The 15,881-nt window shown below is 55.2% G+C and carries 16 protein-coding genes; 2 read left to right on the forward strand and 14 right to left on the reverse strand.

Annotated elements, in window-relative coordinates; all coding sequences use genetic code 11:
• Nucleotides 1–116: 116 nt before the first annotated feature.
• From WCE46_RS01405 to WCE46_RS01470, 14 genes are all read right to left on the reverse strand, one after another.
• Nucleotides 117–1,331 carry a phosphoglycerate kinase gene (locus WCE46_RS01405; protein ID WP_424731912.1) on the reverse strand — a complete coding sequence of 405 codons (1,215 nt, stop codon included), beginning with the start codon at nt 1,329–1,331 and terminating at the stop codon, nt 117–119.
• 18 nt (nt 1,332–1,349) lie between these two features.
• The gene (locus tag WCE46_RS01410; RefSeq protein WP_424731913.1) at nt 1,350–1,979 is read right to left on the reverse strand and encodes a V-type ATP synthase subunit D; all 630 of its coding nucleotides are present in this window, start codon (nt 1,977–1,979) and stop codon (nt 1,350–1,352) included.
• A 7-nt stretch (nt 1,980–1,986) separates the two neighbouring features.
• Nucleotides 1,987–3,375: an ATP synthase subunit B gene (locus WCE46_RS01415; RefSeq protein ID WP_424731914.1), complete on the reverse strand. Its 1,389-nt coding sequence runs from the start codon at nt 3,373–3,375 to the stop codon at nt 1,987–1,989.
• Entirely contained in the window at nt 3,372–5,138 is a 1,767-nt protein-coding gene (locus tag WCE46_RS01420) for an ATP synthase subunit A (protein WP_424731915.1), read from the reverse strand. Before WCE46_RS01420 ends, WCE46_RS01415 begins: the two co-directional genes overlap by 4 nt.
• Complete coding sequence (locus tag WCE46_RS01425) at nt 5,129–5,431, reverse strand: V-type ATP synthase subunit F (RefSeq protein ID WP_424731916.1); 303 nt, start codon at nt 5,429–5,431, stop codon at nt 5,129–5,131. The genes WCE46_RS01420 and WCE46_RS01425 overlap by 10 nt, the downstream gene beginning before the upstream one ends.
• Before the next feature lies 1 nt (nt 5,432).
• Nucleotides 5,433–6,488: a V-type ATP synthase subunit C gene (locus WCE46_RS01430; protein WP_424731917.1), complete on the reverse strand. Its 1,056-nt coding sequence runs from the start codon at nt 6,486–6,488 to the stop codon at nt 5,433–5,435.
• Between the two features lie 12 nt (nt 6,489–6,500).
• Nucleotides 6,501–7,076 (reverse strand): V-type ATP synthase subunit E family protein, encoded by a 576-nt coding sequence (locus WCE46_RS01435; protein WP_424731918.1) that lies wholly within the window; start codon nt 7,074–7,076, stop codon nt 6,501–6,503.
• A 14-nt stretch (nt 7,077–7,090) separates the two neighbouring features.
• Entirely contained in the window at nt 7,091–7,339 is a 249-nt protein-coding gene (locus WCE46_RS01440; RefSeq protein ID WP_422150630.1) for an ATPase, read from the reverse strand.
• Between the two features lie 3 nt (nt 7,340–7,342).
• Nucleotides 7,343–9,316 carry a V-type ATP synthase subunit I gene (locus WCE46_RS01445; RefSeq protein ID WP_424731919.1) on the reverse strand — a complete coding sequence of 658 codons (1,974 nt, stop codon included), beginning with the start codon at nt 9,314–9,316 and terminating at the stop codon, nt 7,343–7,345.
• Complete coding sequence (locus WCE46_RS01450) at nt 9,303–9,632, reverse strand: ATPase (RefSeq protein WP_424731920.1); 330 nt, start codon at nt 9,630–9,632, stop codon at nt 9,303–9,305. The genes WCE46_RS01445 and WCE46_RS01450 overlap by 14 nt, the downstream gene beginning before the upstream one ends.
• Before the next feature lie 123 nt (nt 9,633–9,755).
• Entirely contained in the window at nt 9,756–10,220 is a 465-nt protein-coding gene (locus WCE46_RS01455) for an alpha/beta hydrolase (protein ID WP_424731921.1), read from the reverse strand.
• On the reverse strand, nt 10,217–10,372 hold the full coding sequence (locus WCE46_RS01460) for a hypothetical protein (RefSeq protein WP_424731922.1): 156 nt from the start codon (nt 10,370–10,372) through the stop codon (nt 10,217–10,219). The genes WCE46_RS01455 and WCE46_RS01460 overlap by 4 nt, the downstream gene beginning before the upstream one ends.
• A gap of 100 nt (nt 10,373–10,472) precedes the next feature.
• The gene (locus tag WCE46_RS01465; protein WP_424731923.1) at nt 10,473–12,407 is read right to left on the reverse strand and encodes a type II secretion system F family protein; all 1,935 of its coding nucleotides are present in this window, start codon (nt 12,405–12,407) and stop codon (nt 10,473–10,475) included.
• The gene (locus tag WCE46_RS01470; RefSeq protein WP_424731924.1) at nt 12,407–14,149 is read right to left on the reverse strand and encodes a type II/IV secretion system ATPase subunit; all 1,743 of its coding nucleotides are present in this window, start codon (nt 14,147–14,149) and stop codon (nt 12,407–12,409) included. Before WCE46_RS01470 ends, WCE46_RS01465 begins: the two co-directional genes overlap by 1 nt.
• Nucleotides 14,150–14,350: 201 nt before the next feature.
• Here WCE46_RS01470 and WCE46_RS01475 point away from each other — a divergent pair, with 201 nt between their 5' ends.
• Complete coding sequence (locus WCE46_RS01475) at nt 14,351–15,223, forward strand: RAD55 family ATPase (protein ID WP_424731925.1); 873 nt, start codon at nt 14,351–14,353, stop codon at nt 15,221–15,223.
• Nucleotides 15,220–15,881 (forward strand): KaiC domain-containing protein (locus WCE46_RS01480; protein WP_424731926.1); only part of this gene is annotated, 662 nt, incomplete at its 3' end. The genes WCE46_RS01475 and WCE46_RS01480, both read left to right, overlap by 4 nt.

Consider the following 15,881-nt stretch of genomic DNA (forward strand, 5'->3'; position numbering starts at 1 on the left):
TGTAGAAATAGGCCAGATTACTATAAATAGGGTTTCGGGTCCGTCGTGCACCACAAAAATCCTGTATTCACCCGACTTGAAATAATACTTTTAAAAAAATGGGGTGGGGATGCCGCTTACCCGAAGAGTTTGTACGACTCTTCGAGCGCTTCGACTGCCGGGAGCTTTTTCCCGGTTAAAAATTCGATGCAGGCTCCCCCGCCGGTGGATATGTGGGTGAAATCGTTTTCGAGCCCGAGTTTCTCGATCACGGCGGCAGTATGGCCACCGCCGACGACCGAGAACTCGACCCGGGACGCGGCCCTGAGCAGTTCGAAGGTTCCCGTGGCAAAATCCGGATCCTCAAAGACACCGGCGGGGCCGTTGAAGACCACGGTCCCGGACCTCTTCAAGGTCGAGACAAGCGCCGCTAGCGCGTCCATGCCGAGATCCATGACCGGCGAATCGACAGGGATCCGGTCGATCGAGTACTCAGCACGTTTGCCGTTCTGCCGCACCGCAACCGATGTGGGCATGATCACCCGGTCGCCGAACTTTGCAAGGATATCCTGTGCTTTCCTGATCTCGCCCTGGTACTTGAGCTGTTCGATCAGCTGGGTGGAGGGTTTGCCGATATCGTAGCCAGCGGCAAGATAGAAGACGTTTGCCACGACACCGATCACGATCACGGTGTCGGCAATGCCGTTTTCAAGCACATGGGCGGCGACCTCGATCGAGTCGTCAACCTTGGTGCCCCCGAGCACCATGCAGACCGGGCGGGGCGCTCCCGAGAAGACTTTCGAGAGCGTGGAAACCTCTTTTTCCATCAGGAGACCGGCCGCTGATTTCATCGCGAGCGGGAGACCCACGACCGTTGGCTGGGACCGGTGGGCAGTCCCGAACGCATCGTTCACGAAAAAATCCGACATCGCGGAAAGTCTCCGGACGAGGTGGGTCTTTTTGGCCTCCTCGGGTTTCATCGTGAGGTTCTCTTCCGCAGCAAACCGCACGTTTTCGAGCATCAGGACATCGCCGGGCTTTGAAGCCTGCACGGCTTCCTTTGCGTGTCGCCCGAAGATACTGTCGATGTAGGTAACCGGTGAGCCAAGGAGTTCTTCGAGTTTTTCGGCATGGGCCTCAAGCGTCGTGAAATCCTTCTTTCCCGGCCGGCTCTGGTGGGTGACGATGACGACTTTGCTGTCAGAGAGCGCATGGATCGTCGGCAGGTGTTCGCGGAACCGTTTATCGTCCAGAATAAGATGAGTGGTGGGATCGATGGGGGAGTTGAGGTCAAGACGGAGAAGTACCGTCTTCCCGCTGCATCCCAAGTCCCGGAGGGTACCGATCGGCATGTGGCCACATCCCCGGGGTTACGCCGAACCCCGGGCCTTGATCCTCTTCATCCTGAAAAGTTCCTCGCGTTCCATCTCATCAAGACGCATCTTGATGAAATCCCGGGCGGCGGTGAGCTCGGGGATCACTTTGAACTCGAGCGCATTGACCCGGCGCTTGGTCTTCTCGATCTCATCGAGCAGGCGTTTCATCGTGGTCTCGATCTCGGCGCTCTCGATGATTGCCTCGACCAGTTCCTCGAACGCCGATGCGGTCTCATCGATGACCGGCGACGTGCCGAGCACGCCGTATCCCCGGTCGGCTAGGCTCTTTCTCACTTTCGACGATTCGATCTCCGGCACGACCACGCCCATGATGTTCTTGCTCTTGAGCGTGATCTCCGGCGTCTCTTTTACCGAAAGGGCGGCGGCCTTGACACCGATCGCGCCTTCAACCGTGTTTGCCACTGCCATCATGTCGACAGCGTGCTGGTACTTTCTCAGGAGTTCTCCCCGGCTGTCCTTTGCCTCTGAGAGGATCTTGAAAAATTCCATGATCAGCCCGTCGCGCTTCATCTTGAGAATTTTATAGCCGCGCTCGGAGAGTTTGATCTTCCTTTTGAGGTCGATCAGTTCCGAACGGGTTGGCTTGATATCGCGCAGCGCCATGGATTTTTTACTCCTTCTTTGCACCGGCCTTGACTTTCGGGTGGTATTTGTTGATCAGGTCACGGTCGATACGGGTCAGCTGCTCAACCGGCAGCGTTGACAGGATCTCCCAGCCGACACCCAACGTGTCCTCAATGGTCCGGTCCTCGTCATATCCCTGCCGGACAAAGCGGTTCTCGAAGAGATCCGCGAACTCAAGCAGCAGCCGGTCACGTTCGGAGAGGGCGTCCTTACCGACGATGGCAACGAGGCCGCGGAGGTCGTTACCCTCTGCGTATCCTGCGTACATCTGGTCGGAGACCTTCTTATGGTCCTCACGTGTTTTCCCCTTGCCGATACCGAGGTTCATGAGTCGTGATAACGAGGGTAGCACGTTGATGGGTGGGTAGATACCCTTTCTATGCAGTTCACGGCTGACCACGATCTGGCCTTCGGTGATGTAACCGGTCAGGTCAGGGATCGGGTGGGTGATATCGTCACCGGGCATGGTCAGGATCGGGATCTGCGTGACCGAGCCCTTCTTACCCTTGATCATACCGGCACGCTCGTAGATACAGGCGAGATCCGTGTACATGTACCCCGGGTAGCCACGGCGACCGGGCACTTCTTCACGGGCGGCACCGATCTGACGCAGCGCTTCGCAGTAGTTGGTCATATCCGTCAGGATGACAAGCACGTGCATACCGAGCTCGAAGGCAAGGTATTCTGCGGTGGTCAGAGCAAGACGGGGCGTGATGATACGCTCGACGGCCGGGTCATCCGCAAGGTTGAGGAAGACGACGGCACGCTCAAGAGCACCGGTGCGCTCGAAGTCCGCCATGAAGTAGTTCGCTTCTTCCTTGGTGATACCCATGGCAGCGAAGACCACGGCGAAATTCTCGGTCGAACCGGGCACCTTTGCCTGACGGGCGATCTGGAGCGCAACATTGTTGTGCGGCAGACCTGCTGCCGAGAAGATCGGGAGTTTCTGTCCACGGACAAGGGTATTCGTACCGTCGATGGTTGAGATACCGGTCTGGATAAAATCCGCCGGCATGCCACGGGCATACGGGTTGATCGCAGCACCGGTGATGTCGAGGCGCTTTTCCGGCACAATCTCCGGGCCGCCGTCGATAGGCTTACCGCCACCGGACAGGATGCGGCCGAGCATCTCCCTGCCGACCGGCATCTTGATGGTCTCGCCGGTGAACCGGACGCCACTGTCCCTGCCGATACCCGTTGTGGTCTCGAAGATCTGGACAACGACCATCTCATCGCTTGTGTCCAGCACCTGGCCACGCTTGATCGTGCCGTCGGAAAGAACCACGTTTACGAGTTCCTGGTACGCGATAGGTTCGGTCTTCTCTACAAAGACAAGCGGACCGGCAATTTTTGTGATAGTCCTGTATTCCTTCATGCTGCCGACCTCAGTGTGTTGAACTCTGCGTCCATTTCCTTCTCGATCTTCGCAAGTTCGGGCTTGTAGTCCTTGATGAACTTGATCTGGGGCAGTTCATTCTTCGCCTTGACCGCGATGATCTGTGCCGGGCTGATACCAGCAATCTGGGCAGCATAGGCATAGTCAGCGAAGGTCTTGATCGCCTTCAACATATCGTACTGCTTTTTCATGTCACAGAACGTGTCGACCGCGTCATACGCGTTCTGCTGGAGGAAGATCTCACGGATCATACGGGCGACCTCGATCGTCACCTGCTCTGACTCGGGCAGGGCATCGGAACCGACGAGCTGCACGATCTCCTGGAGTTCTGCCTCTTTCTGGAGAACTTCCATGGCCCAGGACCGGATCTTGTTCCAGTCGGGGGAGACCTCCTTGTCGTACCAGTCATGGAGGGCGTCAAGGTACAGTGAGTACGAGTTGAGCCAGTTGATCGCCGGGAAGTGCCGGCGCTGGGAGAGCTTTGCGTCCAGTGCCCAGAAGACCTTCACGATACGGAGCGTGTTCTGGGTGACCGGCTCCGAGAAGTCCCCACCTGGTGGGGAGACAGCACCGATAACCGAGACCGACCCGGATTTTCCGTTCAGGGTCTCGACAAGACCGGCACGCTCGTAGAACTCCGAGAGCCGGGCTGCGAGGTATGCCGGGTATCCTTCTTCGCCGGGCATCTCTTCAAGACGGGACGAGATTTCTCTCATCGCTTCTGCCCACCGGGAGGTCGAGTCTGCCATTAAGGAGACATCGTATCCCATGTCACGGAAATACTCCGCGATGGTGATACCGGTGTACACGGATGCTTCACGGGCCGCAACCGGCATGTTGGAGGTGTTTGCGATGAGCACCGTCCGCTCCATCAGGGGTTTGCCGGACTTCGGGTCCTCAAGACTCGGGAACTCCGTAAGAACTTCCGTCATCTCGTTGCCGCGTTCTCCACAGCCGATGTAAACCACGATCTCGGCATCCGACCACTTGGCGAGCTGCTGCTGGGTAACGGTCTTGCCGCTCCCGAACGGGCCGGGAATTGCGGCGGTGCCGCCTTTTGCAATCGGGAAGAGACCGTCGAGGATCCGCTGACCGGTGATCAGAGGGATCGTCGGGTTCTTCTTCTCACGCACGGGGCGGGGGACACGGACCGGCCAACGCTGGAGCATCGGGTACTCGCGACCGTCGTCGAGAACACAGATCGTCTCATCGATGGTGAAGTCCCCGCTCCTGATTGTCTTTACCACGCCTGCCTTTACATTGGGCGGGAGCATGACCTTGTGGACGATGTTGGTCTCCTGCACTTCGCCAAGGATTGCGCCCGGCTCTACCTTGTCGCCAGCCTTTACAACCGGCTTGAATGTCCACTTCTTCTCATGGGAGAGCCCGGGTGCGGTGACACCACGCTCGATGAAGTTGCCCATCTTTTTCACGAGGACTTCAAGGGGGCGCTGGATACCATCGTAGATACTGGTGAGGAGGCCGGGGCCCAGTTCGACTGCAAGCGAGAGCCCGGTATTTACGACCGGCTCGCCTGGCCTGATACCCGAGGTATCTTCGTATACCTGGATAATGGTATTATTGCCCTGGATCTTGATGACCTCACCCATCAGCGCTTCCTTTCCGACCTTGACCACATCGTACATGTGGGCGTCAAGATTGACTGCCGTGACGACGGGGCCGGCGATCCTTTTCAGGACACCCTTTTTTGCCTCTTTGTTTTTTTCGGTTTTTACTTCCACAGATCAACACCCACCGATCTCTTGATTTTCTCCCGCAAGGACAGGCCGCTTTCTTCGCCGCCAAGGGCGATCACGGTCGGCTTGACGGAGTTTTCGAGCATAGCACGGAGACGGCGCGGGAGCCGTTCCATGTCGCTGCTGTTCAGGACAAGAATACCGACCTGTCCGTCCGAAAGGGCGCTGGTGATGCACTCGTTGAGTTTTTCATCGTTCTCCGCCGTGTAGGTCTTTTTGATGCCTGCTAAGCGGAATCCGAGAATGAACTCGCTGTTGCCGATGACTGCAATCTCCATCTTACATCACCAGGTATTTCCCAATCGTCTCTGCGGGGAGCCTGGATTCCTTGCCCCTCGCCAGTGCCCGGAGGTTGAATACTTCATACTTTTTCTTCTCGAGATACACGAGGATCGGATAGATGGAGAAGGGGTTTCGCTTGGAGAGTTTCTCCATCTGTTCCATCTGCACCCGCACGAGAAGCGATGCGATTTCATGAACCGGCCGTTCGCTCTCCAGTCCCTTTAAGAGTTCAATGACCGGCTCTGTGCGGACCTTTATCCTGAGCTGGTCGACAAACTCCCGGTAGTCCTGGATCGTGTTTAACGCGGCAAAGTCTGCTGCGGACATCGTGCCGCCAAGGATATACATCTCCTTTGTATCTTCCTGGAGCTTGTCTGCCCGCAGCCGGAAGAGCGTCAGGATGTTCTTGATATCAATGTCCAGCCGGATGAATGCGAGGAACAGCCGGCCCCCGGCATCCCCGCCACTGGATTCTGCAATGATCTCCGCATAGAACTGCTTGTACAGCTCGTTTTCCATACGGGCATACGAACCGGTCTCCTTTGCTGCCGGGAACTCCCGTGCAAGCACCGGGTAGAGCCGTTTTCCTTTAAGGGCTTCGATGACGCGGTCCGGGCTGTCTTCGGCAAGAAGCCGGTCGAGCACGACCTTGTCGAGGCTGCCGGCAGGAACAAGGACTTCCTTTATCTTACCGGTCTTCTCACCCTGCGCCTTTCCGCGCAGGATCGTGAGCACATTCTGGATATCCCAGTACCTGAGGTACGCACGGGTGAACTGCTTGAGTATCCCGGGCGTAATTTCCAGGATCCGCTGGTACTCCTTTGCAAGGTTCCAGCTTAAGGCTACCTCAAGGAGGTCGATCCCTTTGAACGTGGTGCCGAGCTCGTCGATCTCCTGCTTGTACGAGGTCTCTTCGATGATACGGGTAATCTCGGGGAGGCTCATGTTGAGCATCCGCTGGTACTCTTCTCTGGGGAGAAGCTTGGACTTCCTCACCCGCATCCTGGTACAGACGTAGATAGTGGGCGCTGAAATTCCTTTCATCCCTGCCATACCTGTACCACCCTATCCGAAGAGGAGATCAGATGCATCCTTGAGCCCGGATTCCCACACTTTGTTCATGAAGGTGCGATAGCTGTAATCGATCTGCAGCTCGTTACCTTCGCCTTCAATCAGGATCCCGCCATCGATATCGACCGGTTCACCCAGGGTAAACCCTGAGAATTCCTTATCGGTAAGGACGGCTTTTGCTGCCGCGGCATCCCGTGCATTGCAGTGGATGCTGCCTTTCGGGATCTCCTTTTTCGCTTCCGTAAGGAGTTTTTTGATGGCTTCGCGATGGAAGCTTTCAGGGAGTTTTGCAATTTCCGAGCGGGTGCTCTCGTACACTTCGTCGAGAAGTCCCTTCTGCGTGTTCAAGAGCTCGCGCTTGACAAGAAGGTTTGCGGCTGAGACCTCCTGGGCGATAATCCGGGACTCCTGTTTTTTCGAGACGTCCTCAGCACCCGTTTTGATCTCTGCAACTTTCCGGTTTGCTTCCGCGAGAATCCTGTCCGAATCCACTTTCGATTCGGCACGGATCGCATCCGCTTCTTTTTTGCCTTTTTCCCTGATCTCGTCCAGTACTGCTTCCAGTCCCATTGTTCTTGCCTCGCTTAGAACAGGAGCAGAAGTGCAATGACGAGACCGAAGATGACGATGGTTTCCGGAATGACCGTAAAGAGCAGGCCAAGCCCGAAGAAGTCCTTGTTCTCCGCGATTGCGCCGACTGCTGCGGCACCGATGCCCATCTCAGCGACACCGGTACCGACACCGGTGAGACCAACTGCAAGACCGGCTCCGATTGCCTTCATTCCAACCTGCGATGCCTGTACCATTTCAAGAGTCATGTTAACGTCTGCCATAATCTAATCCTCCGTAAATTTTCGTTTCATTCCAAATGGAATATACTTCCTGCCTCCACCCTTATAGAATTTGGTGAAGAATTCGACATAATGCAACCGGATTGAGTGGAGACCACCGTCAAGCATGCCCAGGGCCAGGTTAAACGCGTGCCCGAGTAAGAATATCAGGACACCGACGATGATCATGACAATTCCAACAATTGAGAGACTTTTCATGCCGGGATTGATGAACATCCCGATAGACATGTAGTTGACGACCATCGCGATAGCGACCGATGAAAGTCCCACGGCTGTCAGACGGGTGTAAGAAAGAACGTGGGAAATAATCGTCGGAATTTCGATGATCTCAAGAACCGCATCGCGGGCGATAAAGATGACGCCCATCACGATGAACACGATGGCAAGAACCATCCCTACCGAAAGCCCCACGGCCACAATGGGAAGCCCGGTGAGGTCCGGCATGAGCGGGATCGGGAACATCGACCAGATAGCAATGAGGATACCCCACATCACGGTTATCCAGCCAAGGCTCGCTAGCACAGCTTTTATCCGGTGGTCGCCATGGTCCTGGCGGGCGTGGTTGATCATGCCAAGCGCCCTTCCAAGCGTGACATACAGGATACCGACCCAGACCGAGACGATCAAGAGTTGGGCGATCGCTGCCCCGTGCCCACCGGCTTCAGTCACGCCAATGTTGAGGTGGCGGCTGTAGATGATCGGGGCCCACGGGAGCTCGAAGCCCAAAAATTCGCTGAAGAGGAGCCCGAAGATGATGCTCATGATGCTTGCGTTCCGAAGAATTTTGAGGAACTGGTGGACCTCGTCACCCTTCATGAACTTCCAGAGACCAATGCACAGCACAAGCATCAAAAGGCCGTAGCCGACATCGCCTACGATCACCCCGAAGAAGATCGGGAACATGATCGATAAGACAAGCGTTGGGTCCACTTCCGTGTACGTGGGCCTGGAGTAAACATCCATGAGCAGCTGCGCCGGTTTGGCAAAATCCGGGTTGTTGTACTCCACCGGCACGTTGTCGTGCACGGGGTCGACCGGCTGTTCCGAGACAAAGACCCGGCCACCGGTCACCTTGTCGAGCGCCGCGCTGAGCGCTGCGATGCGGTCCGCCGGGACCCAGCCCTCTGCCACGAACACTTTCGAGGTCGTGGCAAAACGTAACGGTGCCTCGGTCTGTTCGATCCGTGCCCGGAACGCTTCCTCGCACGCAACCAAGAGATCGGCATGCGACTCCTTGATCTTCGCGAGTTTTACGTTGATCGCCTCGATTTCTTTTTTCAGCGATGCGATCTGTTCCGTGTAATACGCGGTACGGGCCGTCGCAGTGCCGGTCTCCGCCGGGATCGACACCGACTGGAACTGCGCTTCCTGGAGTTCCCGTTCGGCCCGGGCCCGGTCGTTCTCCGTAACGACGACAAGGACAAACGAGCGTTCTTTGCCTTTTACGACCTGCATCTCGTGCGGGACGGAAATGGTCACCTCACGCGGGACATAGCCGGCGAGCACGGAAAAATGCTTAAAACCCTGCAAAAGAGCGAGATCCAGCGGGATCTCCTTAAACGGGGCGAGTTCCACGATCTTCTGCTCGTATTCCTTTGCCTTCGTATCGAGCTTCGACCGGGCACCTGTCAGTCCTTCGATTTCTTTTTCGATGCCGGGGAGATCCTGTTCGATCTTCTTCTGGATCTCCGGCGTACTCAGTTTCTGCTTTGCGTCGGCATCCTCGCCACGGATCGCAAAAACGTTCTCGATTGCCCTGACCTTGATAAGCTCAGCTGATGCTTCCGTCGCCCCTTCGAGAGGGGTGCCAATCTTAAAGCCCTCGTACCCTCCCTGCCCCTGCTCCACATAGTCTTCGATATGGAACATGTGCTCGCGGTACAGCTCGTTAATGATCGGTGCCGCCTGATCACGGGACGCAACGATAAGCATCCGGCCCATCGGTTTAGGCGCCAACATGCAGCTGCTCCTTAAACCGCGATACCAGCAGCTGCACTGCTTTTGAAAGGTTCTTTGTGCCCTTCTCTTTCAATGCCGCTGAACGCTGATTGCCTTCTTTTATGATTTCAGCGTGCTTTTGGGCTGCCTGGTGCCGTGCTTCTTCCAGTTTCAGCTTCTTGTACTGTTCAGCATTGCTCTGCGCCTTCGTTATCAGGTTATCAGCTTCCAGATCTGCCTGGGAGTGCCTGCGCTTTTTTTCTTCCTGCGCCGCACTGATCATCGACTGATACTCGGTTTCAGTTTTCTTGATGTCGTTTAAGACCTCAGTTTTCATCCAACCCTCCACTCACGGCAGTACATTAGTTGGTGAAAAACACAATATATGTATTGTTATTTAGGATTTCATGTCTGTTTTAAAGAGCGGAAATTCCCAAAAAAACGGGCATTTAAATAAAAATCAGCGATTATCTCTGGATTTTATTCGATCCATCGTGAGCGTGGGGGAGAGCAGCGAGACATCAATACCGTCCCCGTTTCCACTCAGCGTGATGCCGGCGAGTTCGTCCGAAGAACATATCAGGTGCTGCTCCGGGTGCGTCCCTCGTACAATCGAGCAGTTTGTCCGGATTACCGGTCCCACCGAGACCACGTAGGGGATCCGTTTCGATCCCGGGTGATCCCTCGGAAGAACCAGGAGCGGCAGATGGTACGTCCTGACCAGCTCAAGCAGCATCAGGGCGGGTTCGACCGGACCTGATTCAGGAGCGGAAACCACCACGAGATCCCCGGCATGAACTCCCTGGCAGTACTCTGCATGACTGGCCTCGATGCAGAGGGAAAAATTTTCGCGGACAACCGCCGCAAGCAGAAAAGAATGGATGCCCTTGACCTGCAGGACATCGTTACCTATGGAGGTGTTCATATCTCAACAACGTCTTCCGACTGGCAGGAAGGACACATGGGATGTTTTCCGATCCCCTTGAACCGTTCGCCGCATTCCTTGCACCGGTAGTTTTTCGCCACAACCCGGTCTTCGGGAAGATCGATATCTGTAGGTCCGCCAACACTACACATGCTCCAATCACCTCACTACTCTAATCTACCCATGGTATTATTTATGCTTGTTTACGGTATGGAGGCCGTACTTTTTTATAAAGGATTTTTTCTTATCTCACTATACGACAAGGATGAAGTTGAAGGTAACAAGGGCGATGATCAACAGGATGCAGGAATGTTTTACACCGGCGGCAAGCGAGGACTCTCCCATCTGCCCGGCGATAAGGCCCGAGAAAAGCGCCTGGACCAGGCACGCGTGGTAGAGAAGCCGGTCAAGCGATTTCACCGGCACCGATCCGATGCCGGAGAGGGGGCCGGCGGTCGATGAAATCCCCGATGTCCCGATGTGGGCAAGGACCGGCAGGAACTGCGTGGAGAGTACCGCAACGACAAAAAGGAAGACAAAGAACGAGAGGTACACGATCGCCGTATAGATGAACATCTCGGCAAAACGTTCTTTTTTCAGGGTTTCGCTCATCTTTGCGTCGCTTGCAGCAATTGCAAGTACTTCTCCGATCTGTCCGCTCATCTCGCTTGCTTTCGTGATCAGCGTGACCGTCCGGGCAATGGTCGGGGTACTGACCCGCCGCTCAAAGCGCATCAGTGCCTCGGAAAAGTTCGCGCCCCAGTCCATATCCTGTTTGATCCGCCGGATTTCATAACTCAGGAGACCGAGGTTGGTGTTGACCATGATCCCGATGGCCTGCGCTATCGTCAGGCCGACCCGGTTAATCCCGGACATCCGTTCAAGGAAATCCGGGATCATGATCTGGATCCCCCTGACTTTTCGGGCCCAGATTTCGTAGAAGATCGCATAGGGAATAAGAACGATCAACAGGGCAATAACGACGTGATCGTCCACGACATCGATAAAAAGTTCAGGATCGGCATATTGCGGGACGCTGTAAAGAACCAGCGCCAGGTAAATGAGCGCCGCGGGAATGGTGACATACAGGGTATGATTTACATCGCTCACGAAACTTTCGAGCGGGTGCCGGAGGTTGTGGGCCAGTGTCCGTATCTTGTCGTATTTTCTGAGCTGTTCAAAGAGCGACTCTTCCCCTGCCTTTTTAACGATCTTTACATCCGCGTACGTGTTGAGCTGCTTGGCCTTTGTGTAGCGTTCGGTCTTTTCCGCTTTAGTTGAGATGAGATCGATCATGAGGATGAAGATGAGCGACCCGATGGGGATGATCACGTAGACGATAAGGGAGAGCTGGAGAACCGCCGACCCGCCCATCATGCCCATGACCACCATGATGATGATCAAAAAGAGCGGGCCGGCAACAAAGAGGGTTACATATGATTCCGCCACCATGGAGAGGATGGTCAGGAACTGTTTCTGCTCGAACCGTGCCTCCTCCTGGTAGAGCCTCACCCGGCTTGAAAGGAACTCCGTCATATCGCCCCCGCTCTCGATAACTGAAAGCAGATCTTCGAGGAAATCCTTGAGCTTTGCCGATGGCGTTGTTTCAGAGAGCCGGCGGATGGCGGTCACGACATCTGATCCAAAGAAGTCCACATCCCGCACGATCTGCCGGACTTCGAGCGCAACCTCGCCGTAAATATTTGCATTTTCAGAGAGGGCATAAAAGATAGTCGTCAGCTGCGCCCCGCCCCGGCGCATCGCGTACATGTACGCGACCGCGTTATGGAGCGTCAGGTTTATCCTGATGCTCCGGTTTTTCTTTTCGATACCCGGGATCCGGAGCAGGATGAGATACGTGAGGTATGCCCCAAGGGCAAACGAGAGCGCGACACTTGCAGAGACCACAACGGTTGTACTGGAGAGAACCCCAAGATTTTCGGGCAGGTGGAGATTGAAGACATTGTAGATGCCCTTGCCTGATTCAACCTGCAGGGCAAAAAACCGGCTCACCAGGTATCCCAGAACACCGAAGAGTACCCCCGAGACAAGCGCAACCCGGATGGCTCTCCAGAGGTACTGGTCAAGCGTCACACCGGATCGGGACGCAATCAGATCGGCATGAAGGCTGTGGTACCGGAACGGGTCGCGCAGCAGCCATTTCTGGAGGGAGTGCCGGAAATTCATTACAGTACCTGTCTGAGATCAGAAATATAAGCGAGCACGTGCGCACGGTTGATATGGTAGAGATGGAAAAGCGAGGCGACTGATATATAGTCGCGGATCCCCTGTTTGCGCATCTCTTCAAGCAGGTTTTCCCGTACCGCGATCTCCGTATCGAGCTGGTCCCGTGTCCACCCGCGCTTCTCAGCCATCTTTGCATAGACCTGCGATCTCCCGGTATAGGAGGTCCGGTCATGGAGGGGGTCATATTCAAAGACATTGTTGACCTGAAGATTGCCGGTCGCCGAGTCGATGCCGACAATTTCGACGACTTCCTGTACCCTTCTGACCCGTTCGGTCCCCCGGTAGATGAGCGCCTGGACGCTGATGATGTTTAATGCCTGGAGCATATTACGCGGCACATTGAGGGGTTCGCTCTCCAGCCGGTGGATCGCCGCATCGATGCTGCCTGCATGCATGGTAGAAAACGTGGTGTGGCCCGTGTTCATTGCCTGGAACAGCGTCTGCGCCTCGGGGCCCCGCACTTCCCCGACAAGGATATACTCTGGTCGCTGCCGCATAGCGGCCCGGAGGAGATCGAACATGTTGATCGCACTGCCGCCCTCAGTGAGCGATTCCCGGGTGACGCTTGCGATCCAGTTGTCATGGTAGAGCGTGATCTCCCGCGTGTCTTCAATACTCACGACCTTTGCGATGGGGGGGATAAACAGCGAGACTGCGTTTAACGAGGTGGTCTTCCCGGACGCCGTCCCGCCGATGAAGAGCAGGCTCATGCTGTTTTCTATGGCCAGCCAGAAATATACCAGTTCGTCGCTGGAAAACGTGCCGTACTCCATGAGTTCGATCGGTGAGAACGGTTCTTCCCGGAATTTCCGTATGGTAAACGATGTCCCCCGGGTCGTCACTTCCGTCCCGAGCGTCAGCTGGAGCCGGGAACCGTCGGGAAGGGTGGCATCGAGCATCGGGGAACCGGTCGAGATATGCTTGCCGGATCGCTGAGCGAGCGTGATGGCAAGCGAGTTGAGGACATCGGATTCAAACGCGATATTGGTCTTGATATTCCGGTGTTTCCGGTGGTACAGGAAGATGGGGATCATGCTCCCGTCGCAGGAGATATCCTCAAGATGAGGATCTTTCATGAGGGGGTCGATACGCGACCAGCCGATGAAGTTCCTGACAAGATAATACTCGAGCTTGAAGAGGGGGATCTGGTCGAGCACGAGACCGTAATCGTCAAGGAGGCCGTGCACCTTGGACAGCAAAATCCTTTTGCGATCTTTTTTGATCTCATCCGCGGTCAGGATCAGGACATCTATAAGGTCCTGGTGGAGCCGCTCGAGGAGTTCGTACTCGAAATCCGACAGGGGCGGTTCGAAAAGGAGGTACTCGGTCTGGTTCGTCTTTTTGTTGAGTGCAATATACACCAGTGTCCGGCCCTCTTCGATCCAGTACTGGTCAAGGAGTTCATACCCTTCGGGAAGCTCCCCGCTCACAAGCGTGCCATGCTTTGCAAAGTCGTACTCATCGCTTGAGACGTTTTCCCTGGTGTTAAAGAGACGAAAATAATACCGGTAACTCGCCTCATGTTTTTTTGGCGCCGCAGGTTCCGCATGGGGGGAGGCTTCTGCAGGGAGTTCTGCCCCGGCATCATCGGTACGCAGTTCCCGGGGAATCGCATCCTCCGTGATATCCCCGGTACCGGGCTCGTGTCTTTTAAGTCCTGCAAAGAATTCTGAAAGCCGCATAACCCGCGCTCCACGAAGAATGACTATATTTCCCGGTTATAGTTCGGGGGATTCTTGTATAAATAGTGTTTTACGGGAAATCACGTCATATCTGTAAGCAAATGCAGGGAGTTTTTTTGTTTTTTCCTGCACTTTAAACAAAGGTTATTGGTAAAAAAGAGCGCACGCCGTACAGGTTCAGATATATTTATCATCGCACCCATGAGAGATACGTTAAACCATTTCACGGGATGCATGGAGTGCCAGATGCAGGATACAACCAAGACCAGAATGCCTACCGGGATCGCTTCGCTCGATCCTATCCTTGACGGCGGCGTCCCGCCGGGGTCCATGATCCTCCTTCTCGGGGAGATCGGGGCCGGACACTATGAATTTGCCTACAGTTCCACGGTAAGCTCGCTCGCGTGCATGAGCCGCCCCAGGGATGCCGGCACCAGCTGCCCGTCAAAGATCCTGTATATCACCTTTACCCGGCTTGAGGCAGATGTCCGCCACGAAATTATCCAGTCGTTCCATGCCGATGGCGTGACCGAGGGCATGACGGCGATACAGTTCGAAGATCTCTCGGATCTCTATTTTGACCGGAGCATCGTCCCCGACTCCTGGTACAGCCACAGCAACACCCTGACCCGGCTCCAGAAACGCTCCGAACATGCGAACATCTTCATGAGGCTTGCTGACATCTTTGCAGCTGCAGAACCGGGCAGTATGATCATCGTTGATTCGATCACCGATATTGCCACCCAGACGGTCCTCCCGAATCTTTGGGCGGACCTGACCGGATTCCTCCGCGGGCTCCAGCGGCTCTCAAAGACAAAGAGCCTGACCATATACCTGTTGCTGAGTAAGGGCATTATCGAGCCGGCCCAAGAGAGCGAACTTGCCGATATTGCCGATGCGGTCTTCCTGTTCCGGTGGGAGGAGAGCACCGGTTCACGGCGACAGCGGGTGATGTTCTTTGAAAAGTTCCGGGGGGTTATGCCCCATCTCGAAGAGCAGGATCTCGTGAAGTTTGCCGTCAGGATATCTACGACCGGGGGATTTGAAGTGAGTAATATCAGGATGGTCATATGAACGGACAACGCGTAAAAGTCGGGATCTCAGGTCTTGATGATATGCTCGGCGGCGGCCTGCTTGCGGGAAGTATCTGCGCCATCATCGGAACATATGGGACCGGAAAGACAACGTTTTCTCTCGAATTTGTCTGGGACGGTCTCAAAGCCGGGGAACGGATCATCTACATCAGCCTTGAGGAACGTGAGGACAGGCTGGTCCTGTACATGAAAAAGAAAGGATGGGATGTGGAGCCGTTCCTCAACAAGTCCCTCTATATCATCAAACTCGACCCGACGGACTTCAATCTTGCAAATAACCGGATCAAAAACGAACTCCCGAACCTGATCAGCGAAGTTCAGGCAAGCCGGGTGGTGATCGATCCCATCTCGCTCTTTGAAGATCTGTTCACAACCGATGCGGAACGGCGCCGCGAGATGTTCCGGTTCATTGAAGGGCTGCGGGACAAGGAATGCACCATCATGATGACATCCGAGACCGACCAGAATAATTCCTTTTCGAGCCGGCACGGCCTGATTGAATACCTCGCCGATACCGTCATCCTGCTCAGGTATGTCCGTTCAAGCGATCTCACGGATGTTCACCTTGCGCTCGAAGTGGTGAAAATGAGGATGTCTGCCCATTCCCGGGAGATCAAGCCGTACGAGATCGAGCAGAC

Source organism: Methanoregula sp., from assembly GCF_049690535.1.
Lineage (GTDB): Archaea > Halobacteriota > Methanomicrobia > Methanomicrobiales > Methanospirillaceae > Methanoregula.

What these genes read in the sequence shown, in the direction of transcription:
- WCE46_RS01405 (WP_424731912.1), bottom strand. Translation starts at nt 1,331, where the DNA reads ATGCCGATCGGTACCCTCCGGGACTTGGGATGCAGCGGGAAGACGGTA.
- WCE46_RS01410 (WP_424731913.1), bottom strand. Translation starts at nt 1,979, where the DNA reads ATGGCGCTGCGCGATATCAAGCCAACCCGTTCGGAACTGATCGACCTC.
- WCE46_RS01415 (WP_424731914.1), bottom strand. Translation starts at nt 3,375, where the DNA reads ATGAAGGAATACAGGACTATCACAAAAATTGCCGGTCCGCTTGTCTTT.
- WCE46_RS01425 (WP_424731916.1), bottom strand. Translation starts at nt 5,431, where the DNA reads ATGGAGATTGCAGTCATCGGCAACAGCGAGTTCATTCTCGGATTCCGC.
- WCE46_RS01430 (WP_424731917.1), bottom strand. Translation starts at nt 6,488, where the DNA reads ATGGCAGGGATGAAAGGAATTTCAGCGCCCACTATCTACGTCTGTACC.
- WCE46_RS01435 (WP_424731918.1), bottom strand. Translation starts at nt 7,076, where the DNA reads ATGGGACTGGAAGCAGTACTGGACGAGATCAGGGAAAAAGGCAAAAAA.
- WCE46_RS01440 (WP_422150630.1), bottom strand. Translation starts at nt 7,339, where the DNA reads ATGGCAGACGTTAACATGACTCTTGAAATGGTACAGGCATCGCAGGTT.
- WCE46_RS01445 (WP_424731919.1), bottom strand. Translation starts at nt 9,316, where the DNA reads ATGTTGGCGCCTAAACCGATGGGCCGGATGCTTATCGTTGCGTCCCGT.
- WCE46_RS01450 (WP_424731920.1), bottom strand. Translation starts at nt 9,632, where the DNA reads ATGAAAACTGAGGTCTTAAACGACATCAAGAAAACTGAAACCGAGTAT.
- WCE46_RS01455 (WP_424731921.1), bottom strand. Translation starts at nt 10,220, where the DNA reads ATGAACACCTCCATAGGTAACGATGTCCTGCAGGTCAAGGGCATCCAT.
- WCE46_RS01460 (WP_424731922.1), bottom strand. Translation starts at nt 10,372, where the DNA reads ATGTGTAGTGTTGGCGGACCTACAGATATCGATCTTCCCGAAGACCGG.
- WCE46_RS01465 (WP_424731923.1), bottom strand. Translation starts at nt 12,407, where the DNA reads ATGAATTTCCGGCACTCCCTCCAGAAATGGCTGCTGCGCGACCCGTTC.
- WCE46_RS01470 (WP_424731924.1), bottom strand. Translation starts at nt 14,149, where the DNA reads ATGCGGCTTTCAGAATTCTTTGCAGGACTTAAAAGACACGAGCCCGGT.
- WCE46_RS01475 (WP_424731925.1), top strand. Translation starts at nt 14,351, where the DNA reads ATGAGAGATACGTTAAACCATTTCACGGGATGCATGGAGTGCCAGATG.